This window comes from Aureispira anguillae (genome assembly GCF_026000115.1).
GTDB lineage: Bacteria > Bacteroidota > Bacteroidia > Chitinophagales > Saprospiraceae > Aureispira > Aureispira anguillae.
In genome coordinates this window covers 7,057,320-7,076,204 of sequence record NZ_AP026867.1, presented here as the reverse complement: position 1 = coordinate 7,076,204, position 18,885 = coordinate 7,057,320, and the positions used below count along the sequence as shown (strand labels likewise).

The window sequence follows — 18,885 nt, the reverse complement described above, 5'->3', positions numbered from 1 at the left end:
GTATTCTACCTTCTCTTCTTGCTTTTTTCTATCTTAAGTAAGTAAAGTTAGATGGGTTTGTTCTAAGTTGACTGCCTTTTTTAAAAGCAACTAAAATTAAGCAATAATAAGCAATCACTCATTAAAAATAAAACCATATTTATAGCAAGAATCAAATCTGACTAATTCTATTGAATTTAAGAAACTTGATGATTTTCTATACTGATTGATGTATTGTATTAATAATAACGTATTTTTGCAGTCTGTGGTTAAAATACGCTTAAGCTTTTTGCAAAAAATTGCGAATTATGCTTGTTTGTCTGTCTAGCCGCAAAAATAAAACCAGTTCCAGTTTTTTAGCTTAAAATAGTATTTTAATATGGCACAAGTTCATTTTTTCACTTTTAGCCCGTTTTCAGAAAACACTTATATCATTTATGATGAAACCAAAGAGTGTATTATCATAGATCCAGGATGTTATACCGCAGAAGAGCGAAAAACATTGAGTAACTTTATAACAGAGCATGAACTTACCCCTGTTCGGTTAATCAATACACATTGCCATTTAGATCATGTATTTGGCAATCGCTATGTAGCAGAAACCTATCAACTTCCGTTAGAAATTCATGAGGGCGAACTTCCCGTATTAGAATCGGTTCCTGTTGTTTGTCAAATGTATGGAATTCCCAATGTACAACAATCACCAGATCCAGATCCCAATAAATTTATTCAAGCAGGAGATCTTATTCAATTTGGAAATACAGAACTAAGCGTTTTATTCACTCCTGGGCATTCGCCAGCTTCTGTTTCTTTTTATTGCTCCAACGATAATTTTATTATTGGTGGCGATGTATTGTTTCAGGGGAGCATTGGGCGAACAGATTTGCCTGGTGGAGATATGAACACCTTAATGCAAAGCATATTTGATCATTTTCTAACCTTGCCTGATTCTACAATTGTGTATTCGGGGCATGGGAATCCGACAACCGTTGGAGCAGAAAAAGCAAGTAATCCTTTCATTCTAAACCATGCAAGATAAATCTTGTTAGGATATAACCAACTATTAAAATTACTTTATATTATAATAAAAATGGCGAGAACAGAACTTAGTGATTTAGGAGAATTTGGACTTATAGAATTCTTGACCAAAGATGTCAAACTAAAAAATAAATCATCCCTAAAAGGAGTTGGCGATGATGCTGCCATCATTGATCATGGCAATCAGAAAACGGTTGTTTCTACGGACTTGTTGGTCGAGAACATTCATTTTGATTTAATTTATACGCCCCTCAAACATCTAGGATATAAAGCCGTGGTCGTTAATTTATCAGACATTTACGCCATGAATGCTCGACCTACTCAAATTACAGTTTCTATTGCTGTTTCCAATCGTTTTTCAGTAGAGTCTGTGAATGAAATTTACAAAGGAATTCACTTGGCCTGCGAAGCCTATGGTGTAGACTTAATTGGTGGCGATACCACTTCATCTATACAAGGATTAACCATTAGTATCACAGCACTGGGCGTGGCAGACGAAGACCAATTGGTCTATAGAGATACTGCTCAAGTTGGTGACTTGGTCTGTGTTTCGGGCTTTTTAGGGGGTGCTTATGTAGGTTTGCAATTATTGGAGCGTGAAAAACAAATCTATTTAGACAATCCTGAGATGCAACCCGATTTGGAAAACAAGGATTATATTGTTGGGCGCTTGCTAAAACCAGAAGCCAGAAAAGACATCTATGAGTTTTTTCAAACTGCCAACCTATTGCCAACTGCTATGATTGACATTTCGGATGGTCTATCTTCTGACTTGTTGCACATCTGCCGTCAATCTGATGTGGGTGCTTATATCGAAGAAAAAAGCCTGCCTATCGCTCAGGAAACTTCTGTCAAGGCAATTGATTTTAAATTACCACCAACTACTTGCGCCTTGCATGGTGGTGAAGATTATGAGTTGCTTTTTACCATCAAACCAGAAGATGCAGAGAAAATTAAATACATGATGGATATTCGTATTATTGGAGAAATTACCAAACCTGAGGATGGCATTAATTTGCATACCAGTGGTGGCAGCATCAAGGAGTTAATTGCGCAGGGATGGAGGCATCATTAATTTCGTCAAACGGAAAAAGCTAAATATTATGTTAACTAAATTGCACATTGAAAATTTCAAATCCATTCATAATTTAGAGATTGAATTGGGTAAAGTCAATGTATTTATTGGTGAAAATGGCTGTGGGAAGTCGAATATCTTGGAGGCAGTTGCATTGGCTAGTGCAGCCAAAAGTAATCGATTAAGAAACGATGATTTAGCGGCGAAAGGCATTCGGGTTACTCGTCCTGATATGATGATGAATTCTTTTTTGGGAGTGAAATCAAAAAAAAACATTAGAATTAATATTTCTAAGAAAAATCAATACCTCATCCAAACAAATTTGATTGCTAATTCTAGTGATATTACGACTACTTGGGTAGACGAATATTCTATTTTCGATAACCCTTCATTCATGGATTTAAAAGATGTTGGAAATATCGTTGCTAGTAATATGCAAAGTCACTCCATTTTCGATTACATTATCTACGAATTACAAACCAACCCTCTAAGAGGGTTTAATAAACAAAGCCTAGAAGTACCAGGAAGGAATGGAGAAAACCTTGATTTATTACTAGAAAAATTTACATCCATTGAATGGCAACAATTACTGGAACACTCTAAATTTATTTCATGGTTAGATGATAATGGAATTATGGTGGACAAAGATGGAGACTTCGCTAGTAAACGCTTAAAACTGCGCTCAGATTCCAAACTTTATTTTCGTGACAAGTTTATGCAGAAAAAAAACAATATTTTTTCTGTAGAAAATGCTAATGAAGGTGCTCTACATATTTTATTTTATTTAGCTTTATTCATTAGCCAAAGAACACCTCAATTCTTTGCTATTGACAATATAGAAAATGCTCTCAACCCTAATTTATGTCGCCACTTGATGAAGAATTTAGCCAGTTTAGCTAATAAAAACCAAAAGCAAGCATTAATAACTACACATAACCCTGCAATTTTAGATGGTCTAAATCTCCATGACGATGAACAACGTTTATTTGTTGTTTCTAGAAATAAAAAAGGACATACTATAGCTAAAAGAATTCAATTAAAACCTTCTGTTGAGATAGGAGGTAAAAAATTGAAGCTTTCCGAACTTTGGATGCGTAACCATCTAGGAGGCATTCCTCAAAATTTTTAATACTATGCGTATAGGCATTATAGCAGAAGGAAGAGGAGATTGTGCTGTTCTTAATAATATTTTATGGACAATATTAAACGACGATGATGATATTCAATTTCTTCGCCCTGAATTTGATCTAGATGAGACAGATCTACAAGGGGGGGAATACAAAGAAATGACTGCGGATGAATTTAGTTCTTGGACATTGGTTCAAAAGGATTGTGTTGAACGTTCTCGATTGCAAAGCTTTTTGGTAGATGAAAATATTATTGACGAAGAAAGAGCTATTATTATACAAATAGACACCGCAGAATGTGAATTAGAAAACTATGATGTTATTCGTCCTGCCAAGGATTCAAACTATTGTACCAATCTTAGAACGTCTGTTATTAACCAAATTAACAAGTGGCTTAATAACCAATATACTGGTCAACTCTATTATGCTATCTGTATCGAAGAGATGGAAGCATGGTTACTAACCTTGTTCGAAACAAAAGATAGTAGTCAATATCCTGATCCAAAAAGAAAATTTCACAGATTAATCAGCAAAAAAAAGAGTTCGGATAAAAAATTTGATAAAAAAACTCAAAAAATTGCTCAAAAATCTGACTTTGAAAAAATGAGTTTTTATGCTGCTGATTTTAAAAAGAAAAAGAAATTAACCGCAGCATTAAAATACAACCAAAGCTTAAACGATTTTGTTACTTCTTTAAAACAATAACCTACATGTGCATTTTTCATGTAACGAGCAAAACTAGTTCGTTCCAGCAATTCCTTTCTGATCATCCAGAATTACCAGTTTATCAATCGCATGAAAAAGGCGATATTCCTAAAATAAGCACTGAAGAAATAGCTTATGATGATTTTGGTTTTTCCTGTGAGGTTAGTGATCGGCCCTGGGGTGATATGGAAGGACAAATCATAGATATGATTAGTTTTCTGGAGGTCTATAGCCCTTATTTGAGGCTACTCCAAAAGCATCATAGTATTGATGACTGGCGGTTTGATCTCCCCTATGAATGTAGGCTGGGAAACAACCATTTCACACAATGTGATTACCTTCCTCCAAAGCTAATGCGTTTGGCAGGAGCATTAGAAATCGGTATTGAACTTTCTTTGTACTGGCCAAGTGCAGAAGAAAATATAGAAGACGATGATACCATCACTGCTCATGCAGATACTGACAACGAATAACGAACACAATTTTAATATAGTTTTGCTATACAATAAAAAAGGTTGCTACTAAAAAAGCAGCAACCTTCTATTCTATCTATATTGTTCTATTATTCTATCCTACTAGCTCAGTAACTTTGTCTGCAGCTTCTTGAAGTGTTACAGCAGAATGTACATCCAAACCTGAATCGTCGATCAATTTTTTCGCAATCTCAGCATTGGTACCTTGCAAACGTACAATAATTGGTACATTGATGTCTCCAATGTTTTGGTAAGCATCTACCACACCTTGTGCAACACGGTCACAACGAACAATACCACCAAAGATATTAATTAGAATTGCTTTTACATTCTCATCCTTTAGGATAATACGGAAAGCAGTTTCTACTCGTTTTGCATCAGCAGTACCTCCTACATCCAAGAAGTTAGCAGGCTCACCACCGCACAATTTAATAATATCCATAGTAGACATTGCCAAACCAGCACCATTAACCATACAACCAACATTACCATCTAATTTGATAAAGCTTAGTCCATGTTCTTTAGCCTCTACTTCCGCAGGATCTTCTTCATGTACATCACGCAAAGCAGCCAAATCAGGATGGCGGAACAATGCGTTTTCATCTAAAGAAGCTTTTGAATCCGCAGCAACAATTTTATTATCAGAAGTTTTTAGACAAGGGTTGATTTCTACCAAAGACGCATCTGCACCAATAAAAGCATTATAAGTAGTAGCAACAAATTTGGTCATCGCTTTAAATGCAGCACCTGTCAAGCCCAAATTGTGTGCAATGTTACGAGTTTGGTAAGCTTGCAATCCTAAATGAGGGTGAATGTATTCTTTGTGTACCAAATGAGGCGTCTCTTCTGCAACTTTCTCAATGTCCATTCCACCTTCTGTAGAATATACGATAACATTACATTTACGCTCTCTATCCATCAAAATAGAGTAATAAAATTCATTAACGTCCATGTTGCCATCAGCATCTGGATAATATACGTCTTCCGTAATTAGAATCTTACGAACCAATTTACCTTCGCCATCCATTCCACCAGGAGTTTGAGGCGTTTTAAGCATCATCCCTAAGATGTTACCAGCATGCATTTTTAACTCGTCCATATTCTTGGCCAACTTAACTCCACCGCCTTTACCACGTCCTCCAGCATGGATTTGCGCTTTGACAACACACCAACTAGTTCCTGTTTCTTCTTTAAGTTTAGCAAATGCAGTTTCAATGTCGTTCAAATTTTCAACGACAACACCGCGTTGGATAGGCACGCCATAACTAGCTAATAGTTCTTTGGCTTGATATTCATGCAGATTCATTGTATAATGATTGAATGTTATTATAATAATGTTTCAATTGCTCAAATCTAAAAGTTTTTCTAAGCTTATTCAAATTAGTAGTCTGCTATTTTTTTGATTTTTTTAGTATACTCCATTCCTAAGAGTATTTGGCTTTGTTATAAAAAACATTTATAGCCTAAAGGAAATTGCACAAACCGCTAGCAGTTTCTCCACTATTCACAACATGACTGTAATAAAAAAACTTAGCTAATGAACAATCAAACATTCATTTAAGATGCTGAAACAAAAAAGCCAGCAACAGGAGTTCACAACTCCTATTACTGGCCATAGAACCACATAAATGGGTTCAACTTAATTATTTAGGAGTCACTACTTCCCAAAACCATAAGCAAAAAATACACGTCCTTATTTTCTTAGATCAAACTGGCCCCTTACCACTTCTTTCTAAAAAGATTTAGTAGTTTAGCAAAATACTATTTTAGACCGTTCAAAATTAAAAAACTCATTTTACTTTAATGTTAACAAAAGATAAGATCATAGCGATTTCTTTGTTCTTAACATCTTATCGACACATACACAAATTACTAAAAATCAATACACTTAAACAACAAAAAGCAATATTTTTTCAGCTGAATTTATTTTTTTTCAAAAAAAAAGGAAACAATTGATGAAAGCAAGCTCAAAATTTGGAGAAAAATAGGAATAAGTTTAACTTTCATATTAGCCTTTCGTAAAATGTATAAGAAGCTAATCGGTCTATTAATAGAGTCGTTCACTAATTACTTCCTCTAACCATGAGATAATCTTTTAGCCGTTCATAAAAAAACATTTTGTATCAAATTGATTGTTAACGGGCTATTATTAACAAATAGCTTATACTTTGGAAAAGCTCCCTTATAAATAAATACACCAATACAATAAACAAAGTCTTCTAATAGCAACGGTACCACAAAGCATCTAAATTCGTTAAAATAATAAAATGGTTCTTTGATTTTAGGTTGCTAGAAGAATAATTTAATCGAACTTATTATCAATCAACAAACCTATAAAAACAGGTTTAATATCGTGTAATTTAAGTAGTTTGATATTTTTGCAGAGAAATTTTAACTCACTTAGTTCATGCGCTTCAAGGAAAAAAAAACAATACTATCCTAAAAGGGCTTACGCAAAAAGAAGCGCTCATAAATGTTAAAAAATTTATGTTACACCATATTTAATTGCACATAAAAAAATAGATGGAAAAATCATTTAGCATAGAATTTCCTTATCAAGAAGATATAACACCTGAAGAAGACAAACAGGTACATCTCGCTTATCGTAGAATGTGCCGTTCTATCCGTACGCCTTTAACAGATGAACATACCGCTTCTATAAAAAAAGCCTATTTATTAGCTCGTCTAGCTCATTCTCAACAACGCAGAAAATCTGGCGAATTATACATTTTTCATCCCATAGAAGTAGCCCGAATTTGTGCCGCAGAACTAGGCTTAGGACCAACTTCTATAAAAGCTGCCTTGTTGCATGATGTTGTAGAAGATACTCCTGTAACTCTAGAACAACTTGCTAGCGAATTTGGGGAAAAAATTGCCATGATTGTCGATGGGTTAACCAAGTTTAGTGGTCTAGCCAATGTTAGTGAGGAGAACATACAAAGCCCACAAGCTGAGAATTTCAAAAAAATTCTATTAACCATCTCCAAGGATGTTAGGGTTGTACTCATCAAAATGGCAGATCGATTGCACAATATGCGAACCTTGGGGGCTATGCCGCCGCACAAGCAACTCAAAATAGCTTCTGAAACTTCTTTTATTTATGCTCCTCTAGCACATCGTTTAGGTTTTTATAATATTAAAAACGAAATGGAGGACCTTTGTTTAAAAATAAAGGAACCTGAGCATTATGAATTTATCATTCAAAAATTGCAAGAGACCGAAAATCAACGCCAGCAATATATTAACCAGTTCTTAAAGCCAATAAAAAAGGCCATTAAGAAAAAACACGATATTCAAAAGTTCAGAATATTTGGTCGTGCCAAATCAGTTTCCTCCATCAGCAATAAACTAAAGGCTAAACAAGTGCCTTTTGAGGAAATTTATGATCTATTTGCAATTCGAATTATCGTTGATGTTCCTATTGGTGAAGAAAAATCAATGTGTTGGAGCATGTACTCTAATATAACCGATAGCTATACGCCTGTTCCTGAACGGCTAAAAGATTGGATCTCGACCCCAAAATCTAATGGTTATGAATCTCTGCATACTACTGTAATGGGACCTCAAGGTCGTTTTGTAGAAGTCCAAATTCGTAGCGAACGAATGGATGCTGTAGCAGAACGAGGATATGCGGCTCACTGGCGTTATAAAGGAATAAAACAGCATGAAAATATTTTTGAAAATTGGTTGAGCAAGGCTAGAGAAATGCTCGAAAATCCCGATAATGATGCCATTGATTTCTTAAATGATTTCAAATCGAGCCTTTTTGCCGAAGAGGTTTATGTCTTTACTCCACAAGGTGAAATGCGCTTTTTCCCAAAAGGAGCCACAGCGTTAGACTTTGCCTTTGATATCCATTCCGAAGTTGGTTATCATTGTAAATCGATCAAAGTAGCTCAACGGATTGTGCCATTGAGTTACGAACTAAAAAATGGAGATCAACTTTATATCATTACGAGTTCTACTCAAAAACCTACTGAAGATTGGTTAAAGATTGTCAAAACAGGAAAGGCTCGCTCCAAAATTCGTCAAGCGCTCAAAGAAGAAAAACTAAAGTGGGGATCTTTGGGCAAAGAAACGCTAGATCGTAAGTTAAAAGCACTAAAATTAACAGAACATTCAGAAGATAATACAGATACTTTAGTAAAGTATTATGGAGCCTCTAATCGCTTAGATCTATATTTTGGAATCTACTCTGAGCAATATAATTTAAATGAAATTAAATTGTTGAAAGTCGAAAATGGCAGACTTTATCCAGAGCGAGCAGATCTTCAAGAAAAAGACATCCCTGAACAACAACACAAAATCAAACCTAAGGTTCCGCTTCGTTCTAGACGAAAATTCAAAGGCAATCCAAAACTTTTGGTTGATGGTCAGGATGCCAGTAATTTTGTCAATTCTTTGGCGACTTGTTGCAATCCTGTATTGGGAGATGATATCTTTGCTTATGTAACTTCCAAACATGGGATTAAAATACATCGAACAACTTGCCCCAATGCAGAGTATTTGCAGGCTACATTTGGATATCGAATAAAACGAGCAGAATGGGTTGACAGTGCCAATACTTCCTTTATTGCTGAACTTTTAATTACTGGAATGGACGACATGGGGGTTGTACAGAATTTATCTAATCTTATAACCGATAAACACAAACTAAATATGCGTGGCTTCTCTATGAATGGAAAAGAGGGGCACTTTGAGGGAAAAGTAAGTGTTGTCGTCAAAAATAAAGATCAATTAAATGAGTTAATTGTTGAATTAAAAAAGCTAAAACAAGTAAATACTGTAGCTAGAATTCAATAATACTGACAATTTGTCTATATTAATTTGCAATGGTATTATTTTTAGGATATTTTAATTGTATAATAAAGGCATGGAAAAGTGGCTAACCACCCAAAAGTTTAAATACGTATTTTTGATATTGGCAATTATTACATTTCCAGAAAGTATGAAACATACAGCATCGCTTAACAAAGCGATTATTAATGTTGTTTTTTGGATTTGTTTTACATTGCTCCTAATTAACGAACAAAATAATAAGCCCTCTAACCAATAAATAGAGTACGAATGGCAAGCAATCAAAAAGATTCTAAAATAGTAAAAGAAGTAATTAAGATATTTTCTCAATATCTTGAAAAAAATGGTCTGCGCAAAACTCCAGAACGTTTTGCCATCTTAGAAGAAATATACAAACGAGATGATCACTTTGATGCAGAAGCATTGTATATCCATATGAAAACACAGAACTATAGAGTAAGTAGGGCTACGGTTTATAACACCCTAGAGTTATTGGTCTCCTGTGATTTGGTACGGAAACATCAATTTGGTAAAAACTTGGCTCAATACGAAAAATCCTATGGTTCTAAACAACACGACCATGCCGTTTGTATTGAGACGGGTCAAGTTTTTGAATTTTGTGATCCCCGCATTCAACAAATCAAGAAAATGGTCTCAGATATTCTGGGTTTCGAAATCACGCACCATTCTTTAACCTTTTATGGCTACAGCAAAGAAGCTAGAGAAAAATTAGGCAGAAAATAAAGCTGCTTTACTCAACGCTTTTGACTTACTCAGCATTTTTATTCTATGAATTGTTTCATCTTAGTTCATAGAATATAATGACTTCATTCATTCAGTTAATTTTTAATATGGCATACTCCTTCTCGAAAAAAAACGACATACAAATATTACATGTAGACAACCTGCTCAACCCACTAGACAACCAAGAAATTATTCGTGCAGTAGAAGATAAGATTCAGGAAAATTTTTGTGAATTTATTGTCGATTTAGACCAAATGGACTTTATGAACAGTTCAGGGCTTACGTTTTTGATCTCTATCCTCACTCGTTCCAGAAATGCGGGAGGCGACGTTGCTATTGCCAACCTATCAGAAAACATCAAAAAAATATTACTGGTTACTCGCTTAAATTCTGCCTTTAGTATTTATGAAAATATTGAAGATGCCTTGATGTTTTTTGAAAAGGAAAATAAGGATAGCTAAAATAAATAAGCCTTATGCAACTCCAAGAAAAAACACTTGTTTTAGGAGCATTATTGAATGCTTATCTTATTTTTTTCTTTCTTATTATTTGCAATTATGGCGGTTTACACCTAACTACTCCTACTAGAGATTTTTTAGACTTTTATACCTTAGTTATTCTCGTTTTAATTTTGCTCCCTGTTTTAGGGTTTATATTAAAATGGATATTGAGGCAAGAACTTAACGATAAAAATCTTGTTTTTGTATTGGCAATTTTACTGCTAATCTTATTAGGAATCTACTATTCAAACTCCTATTGAGGGTTTATAGTCTTCTCTTTTGCATAAAAAGTTATAAATAAAACACAACTAACCGTATGTTATAGTTGTGTTTTTGTATTTTTGCGCCGTACATAATCTGAAAGCAATTAATTCGTGTTTCTTAAAATCTGATAGCACCTAAAAAGCAACGAGTTCTATACCTCTTTTAACAGAATAAGATTTTAATTATCAACGAATTTACAGGAATAAAAAAAATATTAACCGATTAAATTATCAAAATCACTTTTAAACATGGTAGATGTATTATTAGGTTTGCAATGGGGCGATGAAGGAAAGGGTAAAATCGTTGATTATCTAGCTTCTAATTACGATATTGTTGCCCGTTTTCAAGGGGGTCCTAATGCAGGTCACACGCTGTATCTTGATGAAAAAAAGTATGTTTTGCATACAATCCCATCAGGAATATTCAGAGAAAATGTCCAAAATGTTATTGGAAATGGAGTTGTGATTGATCCTACTATCCTCTGCAAAGAAATTGATCAGTTGTCTACTGCTGGAGTAGAATTTTTGAGTCGTTTATACATTGCTCAAAAAGCACATCTTATTCTTCCCTCTCACCGATTTTTGGATGCAGTTATGGAAGCGGCAAAAGGTGATGGTAAAATTGGTTCTACCCTAAAGGGTATAGGTCCTACTTATACAGACAAAATTGCTAGACATGGTCTTCGTATAGGTGATGTTTTTCTTTCCGACTTTGAGGAACGTTACAACAAGCTAAAAGCAAATCACTTGAGAATGGCTTCTGCTTTTCCTAGTGTTGATTTTGATCTAGAAGGCGAAGAAAAAGCTTGGATGGCATCTATAGAGCGTTTAAAAAAGCTCCAATTTGTTAATTCTGCTTATTTTATTAACAAAGCGATTAAAGATGGCAAAAAAATATTGGCAGAGGGCGCTCAAGGGTCTATGCTAGATATTGATTATGGCACTTATCCCTTTGTGACTTCTTCAAATACCATTACTTCTGGCGTTTGTAATGGACTAGGAGTTGCTCCTCAACAAATTGGAGAGGTCATTGGAATCACCAAAGCTTATTGTACACGAGTTGGTGGTGGTCCTTTTCCTACAGAGCTAACAGGCGAAATAGGAGAAGAAATTAGAAAAGCAGGAGGAGAATTTGGTGCAACAACTGGTCGCCCTAGACGTTGTGGCTGGATCGATCTTCCTCAATTAAAATATACCATTATGATTAATGGTGTTACTCAATTGGTAATGACCAAAGCTGATGTTTTGGATGTTTTTGATGAAGTTTGCGCTGCTACTGCTTACGAAACAGCAACAGGAACCACCGATGAGGTGCCTTTTGATATGGTAACCAACTGTCCAAAACCAGTTTATAAAGCTTACAAAGGCTGGAAAAAGGACTTGACGACCATTCGCCAGTTTGGAAACTTTCCGATAGAACTACAAGAGTATGTACAAGAAATGGAAGAATTATTAGAAATTCCATTTTCTATTATTTCTGTAGGACCAGGAAGAGAACAACTAGTGGTGAGAAAAGAACAAACGTTGGCATAAGAGAATGCCTGATTTATAAAGATAAAAGTCCCTCCTGAAAAATTCAAGAGGGACTTTTTTTTATGGTATTAAGCTACTTTTTTCTGTAAAATTTGGTTGACGTATTTTGTTTTAAATTTCTTTACGCCAGTTTTGTTTAAGACATAAGAAGTAGCTTTGAATAATAGTTTTTGTTTTGCTTTCTTTCGACGTTTTTTATTCATGGCAATGACATCTTTGATAATGGCTTGCACTTCATTGATTTCCTCGTCCGTTGCCTTTCTTTTTTTCTTCTTATTATAATATTTGTCTGCCAAACTCTGAGCCAAGCTCTTTTTCTTTTGCTTGGTTGCCAAAGACAATTTGTAAAGTTCTTTCTTTCGGCTTAGCAAGTCCTTATAAGGAGCTTCAAATTTCTTTTGAACCTGTTTGGCGGTTCCCTTATAAAGTTTTAGGGTACTAGAATAAGCCTTGTTGATTTCTTTTACTACTTTCAAATCCTTTTTAGTAGTAGCGCCTTTTTTGATGTTTTCGACCACTTGTTTTAAGCCTTCTCCAGACAAAGAGCGCAAATTTTTAAACTCTTCGCTTAATTGTTTGGCTTCATCCTGTTTTTCTGCTTTATAAGCAGCAACAACTTTGGCTTTTTGGGCGGCTTTCTTAGGATCTTCCTTCGCTGTTTTTTCGCCTTTTTCTGGTGAAGGTTGTTCACCGCTAGCAGCAGCAGGAGCAGCACCAGAGGGCGTATTATCAGAAAGCTCAGGAGCTGGCTCCTTAGTACTAATGGTCAATTCTTTGTTAATGTTTCTTAATAAAGCCTGCAAACGCTCCAAAGTCTTACGAGGCATTTTGCTTATTCCTTTACTTTTGTTGATCTCTAATACGAGGTGATTTCCCTTGCGATGGCAAGTACCAACCAACATAAACTCTTTTTGTTTTTTGCCCCCTTCTATCTCTGAGTCACGAAATTTTTTCCAATTGGCTTCTCCATCTTTGGGTTCACCAAATAAACAAAAGGGCAATTTTTCGCTTTTGGACTTATCGTATCCATTATAAATATGGTTCAATATAATAGAAAACGGAACCGATTCACCATCTTTAAACTTATTAGTAAGAATCGCCTTCAAGGTTTTGATATAGATAGGAGCCTTGATAGCTTTCAATTTGGGAATAGTAAAAGGATTTTTGAACGCCATAATGAAAGAAGGTTTAACTGTTCTATTTAGATAGCCTACAAGTAGGCATTAAAGAATATTTATGCAAAGATTCAAAATAAAAAAAATCTCTATGCAATTTAATAAAAATTCTTGGTCTCTCCAAGCACAAATACAAACTAGCTAGTTTACGGCTGTACTATCTAAAACCGTTTCGGTTTTATTCAGGCGCATTTTTACCTGTTCTGCAACATTATCAAAAAGCTGGCTGCCCTTCTCTTCAGCCTTTTGTTTGGCGTACTCCTTAAGGTCGGTAACTTCTTGTCTCCATTCACTTTCCCAGGTCTTTTTGAGCATTTCAATCCCCTCTTGTGCCTCTCGTTTGGTCTGCTCTACTTTTTGTACAACATAATAATTAAAAATACCCATAGATATTGCCAATGCAATAGCAAAGCCCGTAACCAACCCAAAAATAAAGTCTCTTTTGTTCATTTTCTGTTTTAGTGTATCATTTAATGTTAATTAGCAATTTATAATACCCTAATAAAACGATAATAGTTCCCTTTATTTTATAAATTATTTAGCAAATAAGGTGCTCATATCCTTGAAAGCTTTAAATTCCAATGCATTTCCAGAAGGATCAAAAAAGAACATGGTTGCTTGTTCTCCTACCTGACCTTTAAAACGAATATAAGGTTCAATTGCAAATGTTATATTCTTATCGCTTAAACGCTGAGCAAGCTGCTCCCATGTTTCCCATTCCAAAACAACGCCATAATGTGGTACGGGTACTCCTTGCCCATCCACTTGATTAAAATGCTGTTCATGGGTTGGCTTAACATTGGGTTGATGATGCACAACAAATTGATGCCCATACAAATCAAAATCTATCCATTGCTCAGAAGAACGCCCCTCCTTGCATTGCAAAACATCTACATAAAAAGTACGGGCTTCTTCTAAATTATGAACAGGAATAGCAACATGAAAAGGTGTTATTTTTTGCATGATTTATGTTTTAGATTAGATTATTCATTATGCCCTAAACTTTATAGCGTTTTTGACTTTAGCTGCTTCTTGCTTTCTTGTTTTTTCATCTTGTTTTATGAGTGCTTCTTGTTTTTTAATCATTAATCTCCACCAATAAATAAAAGGTATTAACTGATCACAATGTTCTTCTAATCGATAAGTCAACTCTACATTTGGTTCTTCTTTATCATTTATAATCCTACTTAGACGAGTATAATGAACATTTAAATCTTCAGAAAGCTGCTTTTTCGTCCTTTTCAAAATATGCGCATATTCTTCAAGGTGTTTACCAAAACTTTTATCTGAAGAATAGCCTCCCATTTTTATATAATCTTCCATCTGGTATTTAAACCTCAAAAGATCAGAATAAATTCGTTCTTCTTCGTTCTGCTCAGCAAGTAATTTAAGACGAAAAACAAGTAAGTCTTCTTTAGCTTTTTCCATTTCTATTTCTGTAAGACCTTTAGGGATAAGCATAGCATCTGCTATTTCTTCATCACTATATTGTTTACTGAGCTTTTGATATGTTTTTTCGTAATTATTCATCATTGTGATATTTTGAAATTAAATCAGCCGAAGCCTTAAGAAAAATAGCAAGAAAAAGTCCAGCTTTTCTAAAACCATAGGTCATATAATGAGCAACAAGTTTAGATTTAGGAAGTAGAGATACAAACCCATCATAACCTTTCTTAAACGCTACCTTACAAGCAAATGCGATTAAGTTGCCTGCAATATTTTTAAATTTCTTCCCTTTTCCAACATTTTCTTTAGAGGCTTCCAACAAGTGGATATGAATTCGTTTTTCATGAGGAAAATCAGATATTGACATTAATCCAAGCGTTTCATCCTCTTTTTCTCGTTTAATTCTATAAACATCGTTTTCAACTTCACGAGACCAATCAAATTCAAAGTTTTTATCCTCTTTTAATTTTTTGACCTCACTAGTTTTGAGTTTTTCAATTTCTCCTTTAAACTCGTCTCCTGTACATGTATTTATGGACTTCTCTTTCTCCATTATATGCCTCTATAAACATAACAAATAACATTTATAAAATCAACGAATACATTGATTTTATAAGCCCTATAAATCCCTAGCCTGTATCAACAAATATTTTAGTCTCTTTCCTATTTCTCGCACAGGAGTTTCGCTATCAAGATGAAGTTCGTATCTTTGTTTTAGACCTAAATTTAAGCACTAATGAAATTATCGTACCGAGATCCATTCTGTTTTTTTCTTCTGTTATGCAGCTTTTTGATTGCTTGCACGCCTCAAGAAAATGTTGAAACAACTTCCAATGAAAACAAAATCATAGAAGAAAAAGCACTTCCTCGACTGTTTATGAAAACCCAAACCCCTCATCTAAGGGTTCGTCAAACGCCTGATTTGGAAGGAGCTATTCTGAAAGTTCTCAATAAAGATCTAATTGTAGAATACTTACACGATAGTACTACATTTACAACAGAGATTGTTTACAATCGTAAAGACTACAATGCACATTGGTACAAAATACAAACATTAGATAAAGTAGAAGGTTGGATTTATGCCGCATTTGTACAATTCTTACCTAAGGACGAAAATCAAAAAATAACGATTCAACGAGAAACCGACGAGTTACTAGAAGCTGCCAATGAGCAAATGCCTGCGCTAACTAAAAAGCAAAAAAAGGAGCAAAAACAAGTAGTGAGCGATAATTTAATTAATACTTATAAAAATTACTTGGCTACATTAGACAAAAATAATCCCAACGCTATTGCTCAGGCTATACACAAATACAGTGCGTTGTTTATCCCTCATAGCAATCAAAAAACCCATGATGCTGCCTATGTAGAATTTCATAATTTTTACATCCGAGTACTACATCTTTTGCAGCAAAAGAATCTAGGCTCTTATCAACATCTAGCCACAGAAATAAAACGCTATCAACGGGCTACCATGCAAACGGATGAATTTACTCGTGAATTAGCAGCAAATGGATTTAATTTTGCTCTTAAAGATGGAACCGTAGTGTTAGGAGAAGACACCGATTTTATTTATCGAGTATTTTATCGAGAATGCTCTACTCCAATGCGGGCTTATATGAACCAATATCAATTGGAAGAACCTAATTTCTGGTTAGCCAATGAAACCTTATTGATTCCCCCAAAACAATTGGCTCGTTGGACACTTTCTTGGAATTATTTCATTGCAACCTATCCTGACTTTGTTTGGTATAGCGAGGCCAAAGATCGATTAGAAAAACAACTTAACATCTTACTTCAAGGTCCCCAAAAAACGCCTGCATTCAACGCTCAATCGCTCTTATTAAATGCCAACTATTTAAAGGCTTATCGGCATATTGTCGATAATTATCCCGAATCTAAAATTGGTCGTGCTTTTCAAGAGTACATTGATGTACTAAAAGACAACGATTGGAAAAAATCTTCAGAAGTTACTCAAACTCAGAACAAAATTATGCGGATGCTTGTTTTAGAATGAACATAACTAGAAGTTGTTTAAATTATGTTCGATCACAAAAAATTTTCAAAGGATCTCAAGTTATTAAAGTACCAATATAGAACAACAGGTACGAGCAATGAAGCATTGATGGGGTTTCATTTACAGGCATTGGCTCAAATTGATTTAAGCCGTTTAGAAACAGATTCAGATAAAATTGCTTTTTGGATTAATGTATACAATGGTTTAACCAACTATTGGGTGATAAAAAAAAAGATCCAAAAAAGTATGTTAGAACAGCCATTGCTCGTTTTATTGGCTAAAGTTACAATTGGGGGCTATCGCTTCTCGCTAGACGATATCGAACACGGCATTCTCCGCAAAAATCGACGTTCTCTATATAAGCTATGCAAACAATTCTCTAAAAAAGATTCCCGTCGGCAGTTTATGGTAAAGGAAGTAGATTATCGCATCCATTTTGCTCTAAATTGTGGCGCTAAGTCTTGTCCAGCCGTTTCCATTTACGAAAGCTCAAAACTAGAACAACAACTTCAAATAGCAGAAACAAATTTTGTATCGCAGGAGTTTTTAGTCAATCATTCCCTTCAGACCATTCACTGCTCGAAGATATTCTGGCTGTACAAAAAAGACTTTGTAAGTGTATATGTCAATGCTCCCCAATACCAAGGATACAAAATTCGCTATCGAAAATATGATTTTAGTATTTCTTAGCCGTTCCCAATGCCTCCAACATCGTTTTAGCCTTCAATAAGCATTCTTCATATTCTGCCAAGGGTTCAGAGTCATAAACAATGGCTCCTCCTACCTGAAACGACAGGTACTTTTGTGTACGATTGTATAACAAAGAACGAATAACAACATTAAAATCAAAATCTTCATCGGGCGTAACATAACCAACTGCACCAGCATATAAACCTCGTTTGGTTTGCTCGTATTGCTCTATTAATTTCATGCTCATTACTTTTGGTGCTCCTGTCATAGATCCCATTGGGAACGTTACCGCTAGGGCATCTACCCAATTTTTATCCTCTTGCAACTGTCCAGTAACCGTAGAAATCATTTGAAAAACTTTTTCAAAACCATAAATTTTGAATAATTCTTCTACTTGTATAGAGCCTGTTTGGCAGACCCTTGCTAAATCGTTTCGAACCAAATCTACAATCATCACATTCTCTGCCTGGTCCTTAATGCTATTTTTTAAACTATTTTTATTCCGTAAATCTTCTTCAGGGGATGCTCCACGTTGAATAGTTCCCTTGATAGGCTGAGAAATGAGCTTATTGGCTCGTTTGCACAAAAAACGTTCTGGGCTCCCACAAAGTAAATATTGCGCTCCTCTTTTATAATAAACCGAATATGGAGCCTTAGCAATCCTGTTCATTTTTTCAAAGAGGGATAAAGGATCAAGCTCTACTGCTCTCGAAAAGAACTCTTGGCAAAAATTCATCTCATAAATATCACCATCTACAATATGTTGCTGAACTTGCTCGATGATCTCTAGGTACTGTTCTTTCGAAATAACCTGTTTCAAATTAATAGGGGGAACAGCTACTTTAGAAGAGCAAACAACCCCTTGTATCTGCTCCCATAATAGAGCAGTCGTTTCCCTTTCTGATTTGATTTCTAAGGTTCCATTTTTGTGAAAGAGAAAAAGATAAGAAGGAATAAAAAAATACAGCTCAGGAAAATCTAAAACATCTTTATTCTCAGAACGAAGCTCTTCTACCTCATTCTTAAGATCATAACTTAAATGCCCAAATAGCCATTTTTTATGCTTTTTAGCAAAGCTTTTTAATTGATCAAAAGCCGTCCCAGCCGTTTCAACGCACAATGCATGCTCTGCCCCTACTGCTATTAGGCTATCGTATTGACTATAGGGATCTTTATCGTATTGATTGCTATCCAAATAGCATACAACATCTGAATGAGCATCTGCCCAAAACAATATTTTTTGTTTGACTACGATAAGTTCGTTAGAAGAGATACTGATTTTCATCCATCAATTTTATGTTGCCTGATTAGCATAGAAAAAGCTAC

19 protein-coding genes are annotated in these 18,885 nt (G+C 34.9%); 12 read left to right on the top strand and 7 right to left on the bottom strand.

The window, feature by feature from the left end; translation table 11 throughout:
- The first annotated feature begins 358 nt into the window (after positions 1–358).
- The 5 genes from AsAng_RS27530 to AsAng_RS27510 are packed head-to-tail and all read left to right on the top strand — an operon-like array spanning position 359 to position 4,397.
- Positions 359–1,018, top strand: coding sequence for an MBL fold metallo-hydrolase (locus AsAng_RS27530; protein ID WP_264790363.1), 660 nt, complete (start codon positions 359–361; stop codon positions 1,016–1,018).
- A 51-nt stretch (positions 1,019–1,069) separates the two neighbouring features.
- Positions 1,070–2,092, top strand: coding sequence for a thiamine-phosphate kinase (gene thiL, locus AsAng_RS27525; protein ID WP_264790362.1), 1,023 nt, complete (start codon positions 1,070–1,072; stop codon positions 2,090–2,092).
- A gap of 28 nt (positions 2,093–2,120) precedes the next feature.
- On the top strand, positions 2,121–3,221 hold the full coding sequence (locus AsAng_RS27520) for an AAA family ATPase (RefSeq protein ID WP_264790361.1): 1,101 nt from the start codon (positions 2,121–2,123) through the stop codon (positions 3,219–3,221).
- 4 nt (positions 3,222–3,225) lie between these two features.
- Positions 3,226–3,924 carry a hypothetical protein gene (locus AsAng_RS27515; RefSeq protein ID WP_264790360.1) on the top strand — a complete coding sequence of 233 codons (699 nt, stop codon included), beginning with the start codon at positions 3,226–3,228 and terminating at the stop codon, positions 3,922–3,924.
- A 5-nt stretch (positions 3,925–3,929) separates the two neighbouring features.
- Entirely contained in the window at positions 3,930–4,397 is a 468-nt protein-coding gene (locus AsAng_RS27510; RefSeq protein WP_264790359.1) for a hypothetical protein, read from the top strand.
- Between the two features lie 94 nt (positions 4,398–4,491).
- Here AsAng_RS27510 and sucC read toward each other — a convergent pair whose 3' ends face one another.
- On the bottom strand, positions 4,492–5,703 hold the full coding sequence (sucC, locus tag AsAng_RS27505; RefSeq protein ID WP_264790358.1) for an ADP-forming succinate--CoA ligase subunit beta: 1,212 nt from the start codon (positions 5,701–5,703) through the stop codon (positions 4,492–4,494).
- 1,217 nt (positions 5,704–6,920) lie between these two features.
- Between sucC and AsAng_RS27500 the strand changes: the two genes are divergently transcribed.
- The 5 genes from AsAng_RS27500 (at position 6,921) to AsAng_RS27480 (ending at position 12,234) form a co-directional block, all read left to right on the top strand.
- Entirely contained in the window at positions 6,921–9,200 is a 2,280-nt protein-coding gene (locus AsAng_RS27500) for a RelA/SpoT family protein (RefSeq protein ID WP_264790357.1), read from the top strand.
- 264 nt (positions 9,201–9,464) lie between these two features.
- Positions 9,465–9,938, top strand: coding sequence for a Fur family transcriptional regulator (locus tag AsAng_RS27495; RefSeq protein ID WP_264790356.1), 474 nt, complete (start codon positions 9,465–9,467; stop codon positions 9,936–9,938).
- A 107-nt stretch (positions 9,939–10,045) separates the two neighbouring features.
- The gene (locus tag AsAng_RS27490) at positions 10,046–10,399 is read left to right on the top strand and encodes an STAS domain-containing protein (protein WP_264790355.1); all 354 of its coding nucleotides are present in this window, start codon (positions 10,046–10,048) and stop codon (positions 10,397–10,399) included.
- Positions 10,400–10,413: 14 nt separating this feature from the next.
- Positions 10,414–10,698, top strand: coding sequence for a hypothetical protein (locus tag AsAng_RS27485; protein ID WP_264790354.1), 285 nt, complete (start codon positions 10,414–10,416; stop codon positions 10,696–10,698).
- A gap of 252 nt (positions 10,699–10,950) precedes the next feature.
- Positions 10,951–12,234 (top strand): adenylosuccinate synthase, encoded by a 1,284-nt coding sequence (locus AsAng_RS27480; protein ID WP_264790353.1) that lies wholly within the window; start codon positions 10,951–10,953, stop codon positions 12,232–12,234.
- Between the two features lie 68 nt (positions 12,235–12,302).
- On the opposite strand, the gene AsAng_RS27475 is transcribed toward AsAng_RS27480, so the two are convergent.
- The 5 genes from AsAng_RS27475 to AsAng_RS27455 all read right to left on the bottom strand — a co-directional run bounded on the left by AsAng_RS27475 (position 12,303) and on the right by AsAng_RS27455 (position 15,408).
- Positions 12,303–13,409 (bottom strand): hypothetical protein, encoded by a 1,107-nt coding sequence (locus AsAng_RS27475; RefSeq protein WP_264790352.1) that lies wholly within the window; start codon positions 13,407–13,409, stop codon positions 12,303–12,305.
- Positions 13,410–13,550: 141 nt separating this feature from the next.
- Positions 13,551–13,859 (bottom strand): hypothetical protein, encoded by a 309-nt coding sequence (locus AsAng_RS27470; protein ID WP_264790351.1) that lies wholly within the window; start codon positions 13,857–13,859, stop codon positions 13,551–13,553.
- A gap of 84 nt (positions 13,860–13,943) precedes the next feature.
- Positions 13,944–14,372 carry a VOC family protein gene (locus tag AsAng_RS27465; RefSeq protein ID WP_264790350.1) on the bottom strand — a complete coding sequence of 143 codons (429 nt, stop codon included), beginning with the start codon at positions 14,370–14,372 and terminating at the stop codon, positions 13,944–13,946.
- Between the two features lie 27 nt (positions 14,373–14,399).
- Positions 14,400–14,942: a hypothetical protein gene (locus tag AsAng_RS27460; RefSeq protein ID WP_264790349.1), complete on the bottom strand. Its 543-nt coding sequence runs from the start codon at positions 14,940–14,942 to the stop codon at positions 14,400–14,402.
- A complete protein-coding gene (locus AsAng_RS27455) occupies positions 14,932–15,408 on the bottom strand; it encodes a hypothetical protein (protein ID WP_264790348.1) in 477 nt (158 codons plus the stop codon). Before AsAng_RS27455 ends, AsAng_RS27460 begins: the two co-directional genes overlap by 11 nt.
- A 183-nt stretch (positions 15,409–15,591) precedes the next feature.
- Here AsAng_RS27455 and AsAng_RS27450 point away from each other — a divergent pair, with 183 nt between their 5' ends.
- A complete protein-coding gene (locus AsAng_RS27450) occupies positions 15,592–16,869 on the top strand; it encodes an SH3 domain-containing protein (RefSeq protein WP_264790347.1) in 1,278 nt (425 codons plus the stop codon).
- A gap of 24 nt (positions 16,870–16,893) precedes the next feature.
- Complete coding sequence (locus tag AsAng_RS27445) at positions 16,894–17,559, top strand: DUF547 domain-containing protein (protein ID WP_264790346.1); 666 nt, start codon at positions 16,894–16,896, stop codon at positions 17,557–17,559.
- Here the strand turns inward: AsAng_RS27445 and AsAng_RS27440 are convergent.
- Entirely contained in the window at positions 17,546–18,844 is a 1,299-nt protein-coding gene (locus tag AsAng_RS27440) for an anthranilate synthase component I family protein (RefSeq protein ID WP_264790345.1), read from the bottom strand. The two genes, AsAng_RS27445 and AsAng_RS27440, sit on opposite strands and share 14 nt — an antisense overlap.
- Positions 18,845–18,885: the final 41 nt, after the last annotated feature.

Excerpts from the sequence above, each read along its gene's own strand:
- AsAng_RS27485 (WP_264790354.1), top strand. The coding sequence starts at position 10,414 with ATGCAACTCCAAGAAAAAACACTTGTTTTAGGAGCATTATTGAATGCT.
- AsAng_RS27495 (WP_264790356.1), top strand. The coding sequence starts at position 9,465 with ATGGCAAGCAATCAAAAAGATTCTAAAATAGTAAAAGAAGTAATTAAG.
- thiL (WP_264790362.1), top strand. The coding sequence starts at position 1,070 with ATGGCGAGAACAGAACTTAGTGATTTAGGAGAATTTGGACTTATAGAA.
- AsAng_RS27445 (WP_264790346.1), top strand. The coding sequence starts at position 16,894 with ATGTTCGATCACAAAAAATTTTCAAAGGATCTCAAGTTATTAAAGTAC.
- AsAng_RS27465 (WP_264790350.1), bottom strand. The coding sequence starts at position 14,372 with ATGCAAAAAATAACACCTTTTCATGTTGCTATTCCTGTTCATAATTTA.
- AsAng_RS27455 (WP_264790348.1), bottom strand. The coding sequence starts at position 15,408 with ATGGAGAAAGAGAAGTCCATAAATACATGTACAGGAGACGAGTTTAAA.
- AsAng_RS27510 (WP_264790359.1), top strand. The coding sequence starts at position 3,930 with ATGTGCATTTTTCATGTAACGAGCAAAACTAGTTCGTTCCAGCAATTC.
- AsAng_RS27520 (WP_264790361.1), top strand. The coding sequence starts at position 2,121 with ATGTTAACTAAATTGCACATTGAAAATTTCAAATCCATTCATAATTTA.
- sucC (WP_264790358.1), bottom strand. The coding sequence starts at position 5,703 with ATGAATCTGCATGAATATCAAGCCAAAGAACTATTAGCTAGTTATGGC.
- AsAng_RS27500 (WP_264790357.1), top strand. The coding sequence starts at position 6,921 with ATGGAAAAATCATTTAGCATAGAATTTCCTTATCAAGAAGATATAACA.
- AsAng_RS27440 (WP_264790345.1), bottom strand. The coding sequence starts at position 18,844 with ATGAAAATCAGTATCTCTTCTAACGAACTTATCGTAGTCAAACAAAAA.
- AsAng_RS27450 (WP_264790347.1), top strand. The coding sequence starts at position 15,592 with ATGAAATTATCGTACCGAGATCCATTCTGTTTTTTTCTTCTGTTATGC.
- AsAng_RS27515 (WP_264790360.1), top strand. The coding sequence starts at position 3,226 with ATGCGTATAGGCATTATAGCAGAAGGAAGAGGAGATTGTGCTGTTCTT.
- AsAng_RS27530 (WP_264790363.1), top strand. The coding sequence starts at position 359 with ATGGCACAAGTTCATTTTTTCACTTTTAGCCCGTTTTCAGAAAACACT.
- AsAng_RS27475 (WP_264790352.1), bottom strand. The coding sequence starts at position 13,409 with ATGGCGTTCAAAAATCCTTTTACTATTCCCAAATTGAAAGCTATCAAG.
- AsAng_RS27460 (WP_264790349.1), bottom strand. The coding sequence starts at position 14,942 with ATGATGAATAATTACGAAAAAACATATCAAAAGCTCAGTAAACAATAT.
- AsAng_RS27470 (WP_264790351.1), bottom strand. The coding sequence starts at position 13,859 with ATGAACAAAAGAGACTTTATTTTTGGGTTGGTTACGGGCTTTGCTATT.
- AsAng_RS27490 (WP_264790355.1), top strand. The coding sequence starts at position 10,046 with ATGGCATACTCCTTCTCGAAAAAAAACGACATACAAATATTACATGTA.
- AsAng_RS27480 (WP_264790353.1), top strand. The coding sequence starts at position 10,951 with ATGGTAGATGTATTATTAGGTTTGCAATGGGGCGATGAAGGAAAGGGT.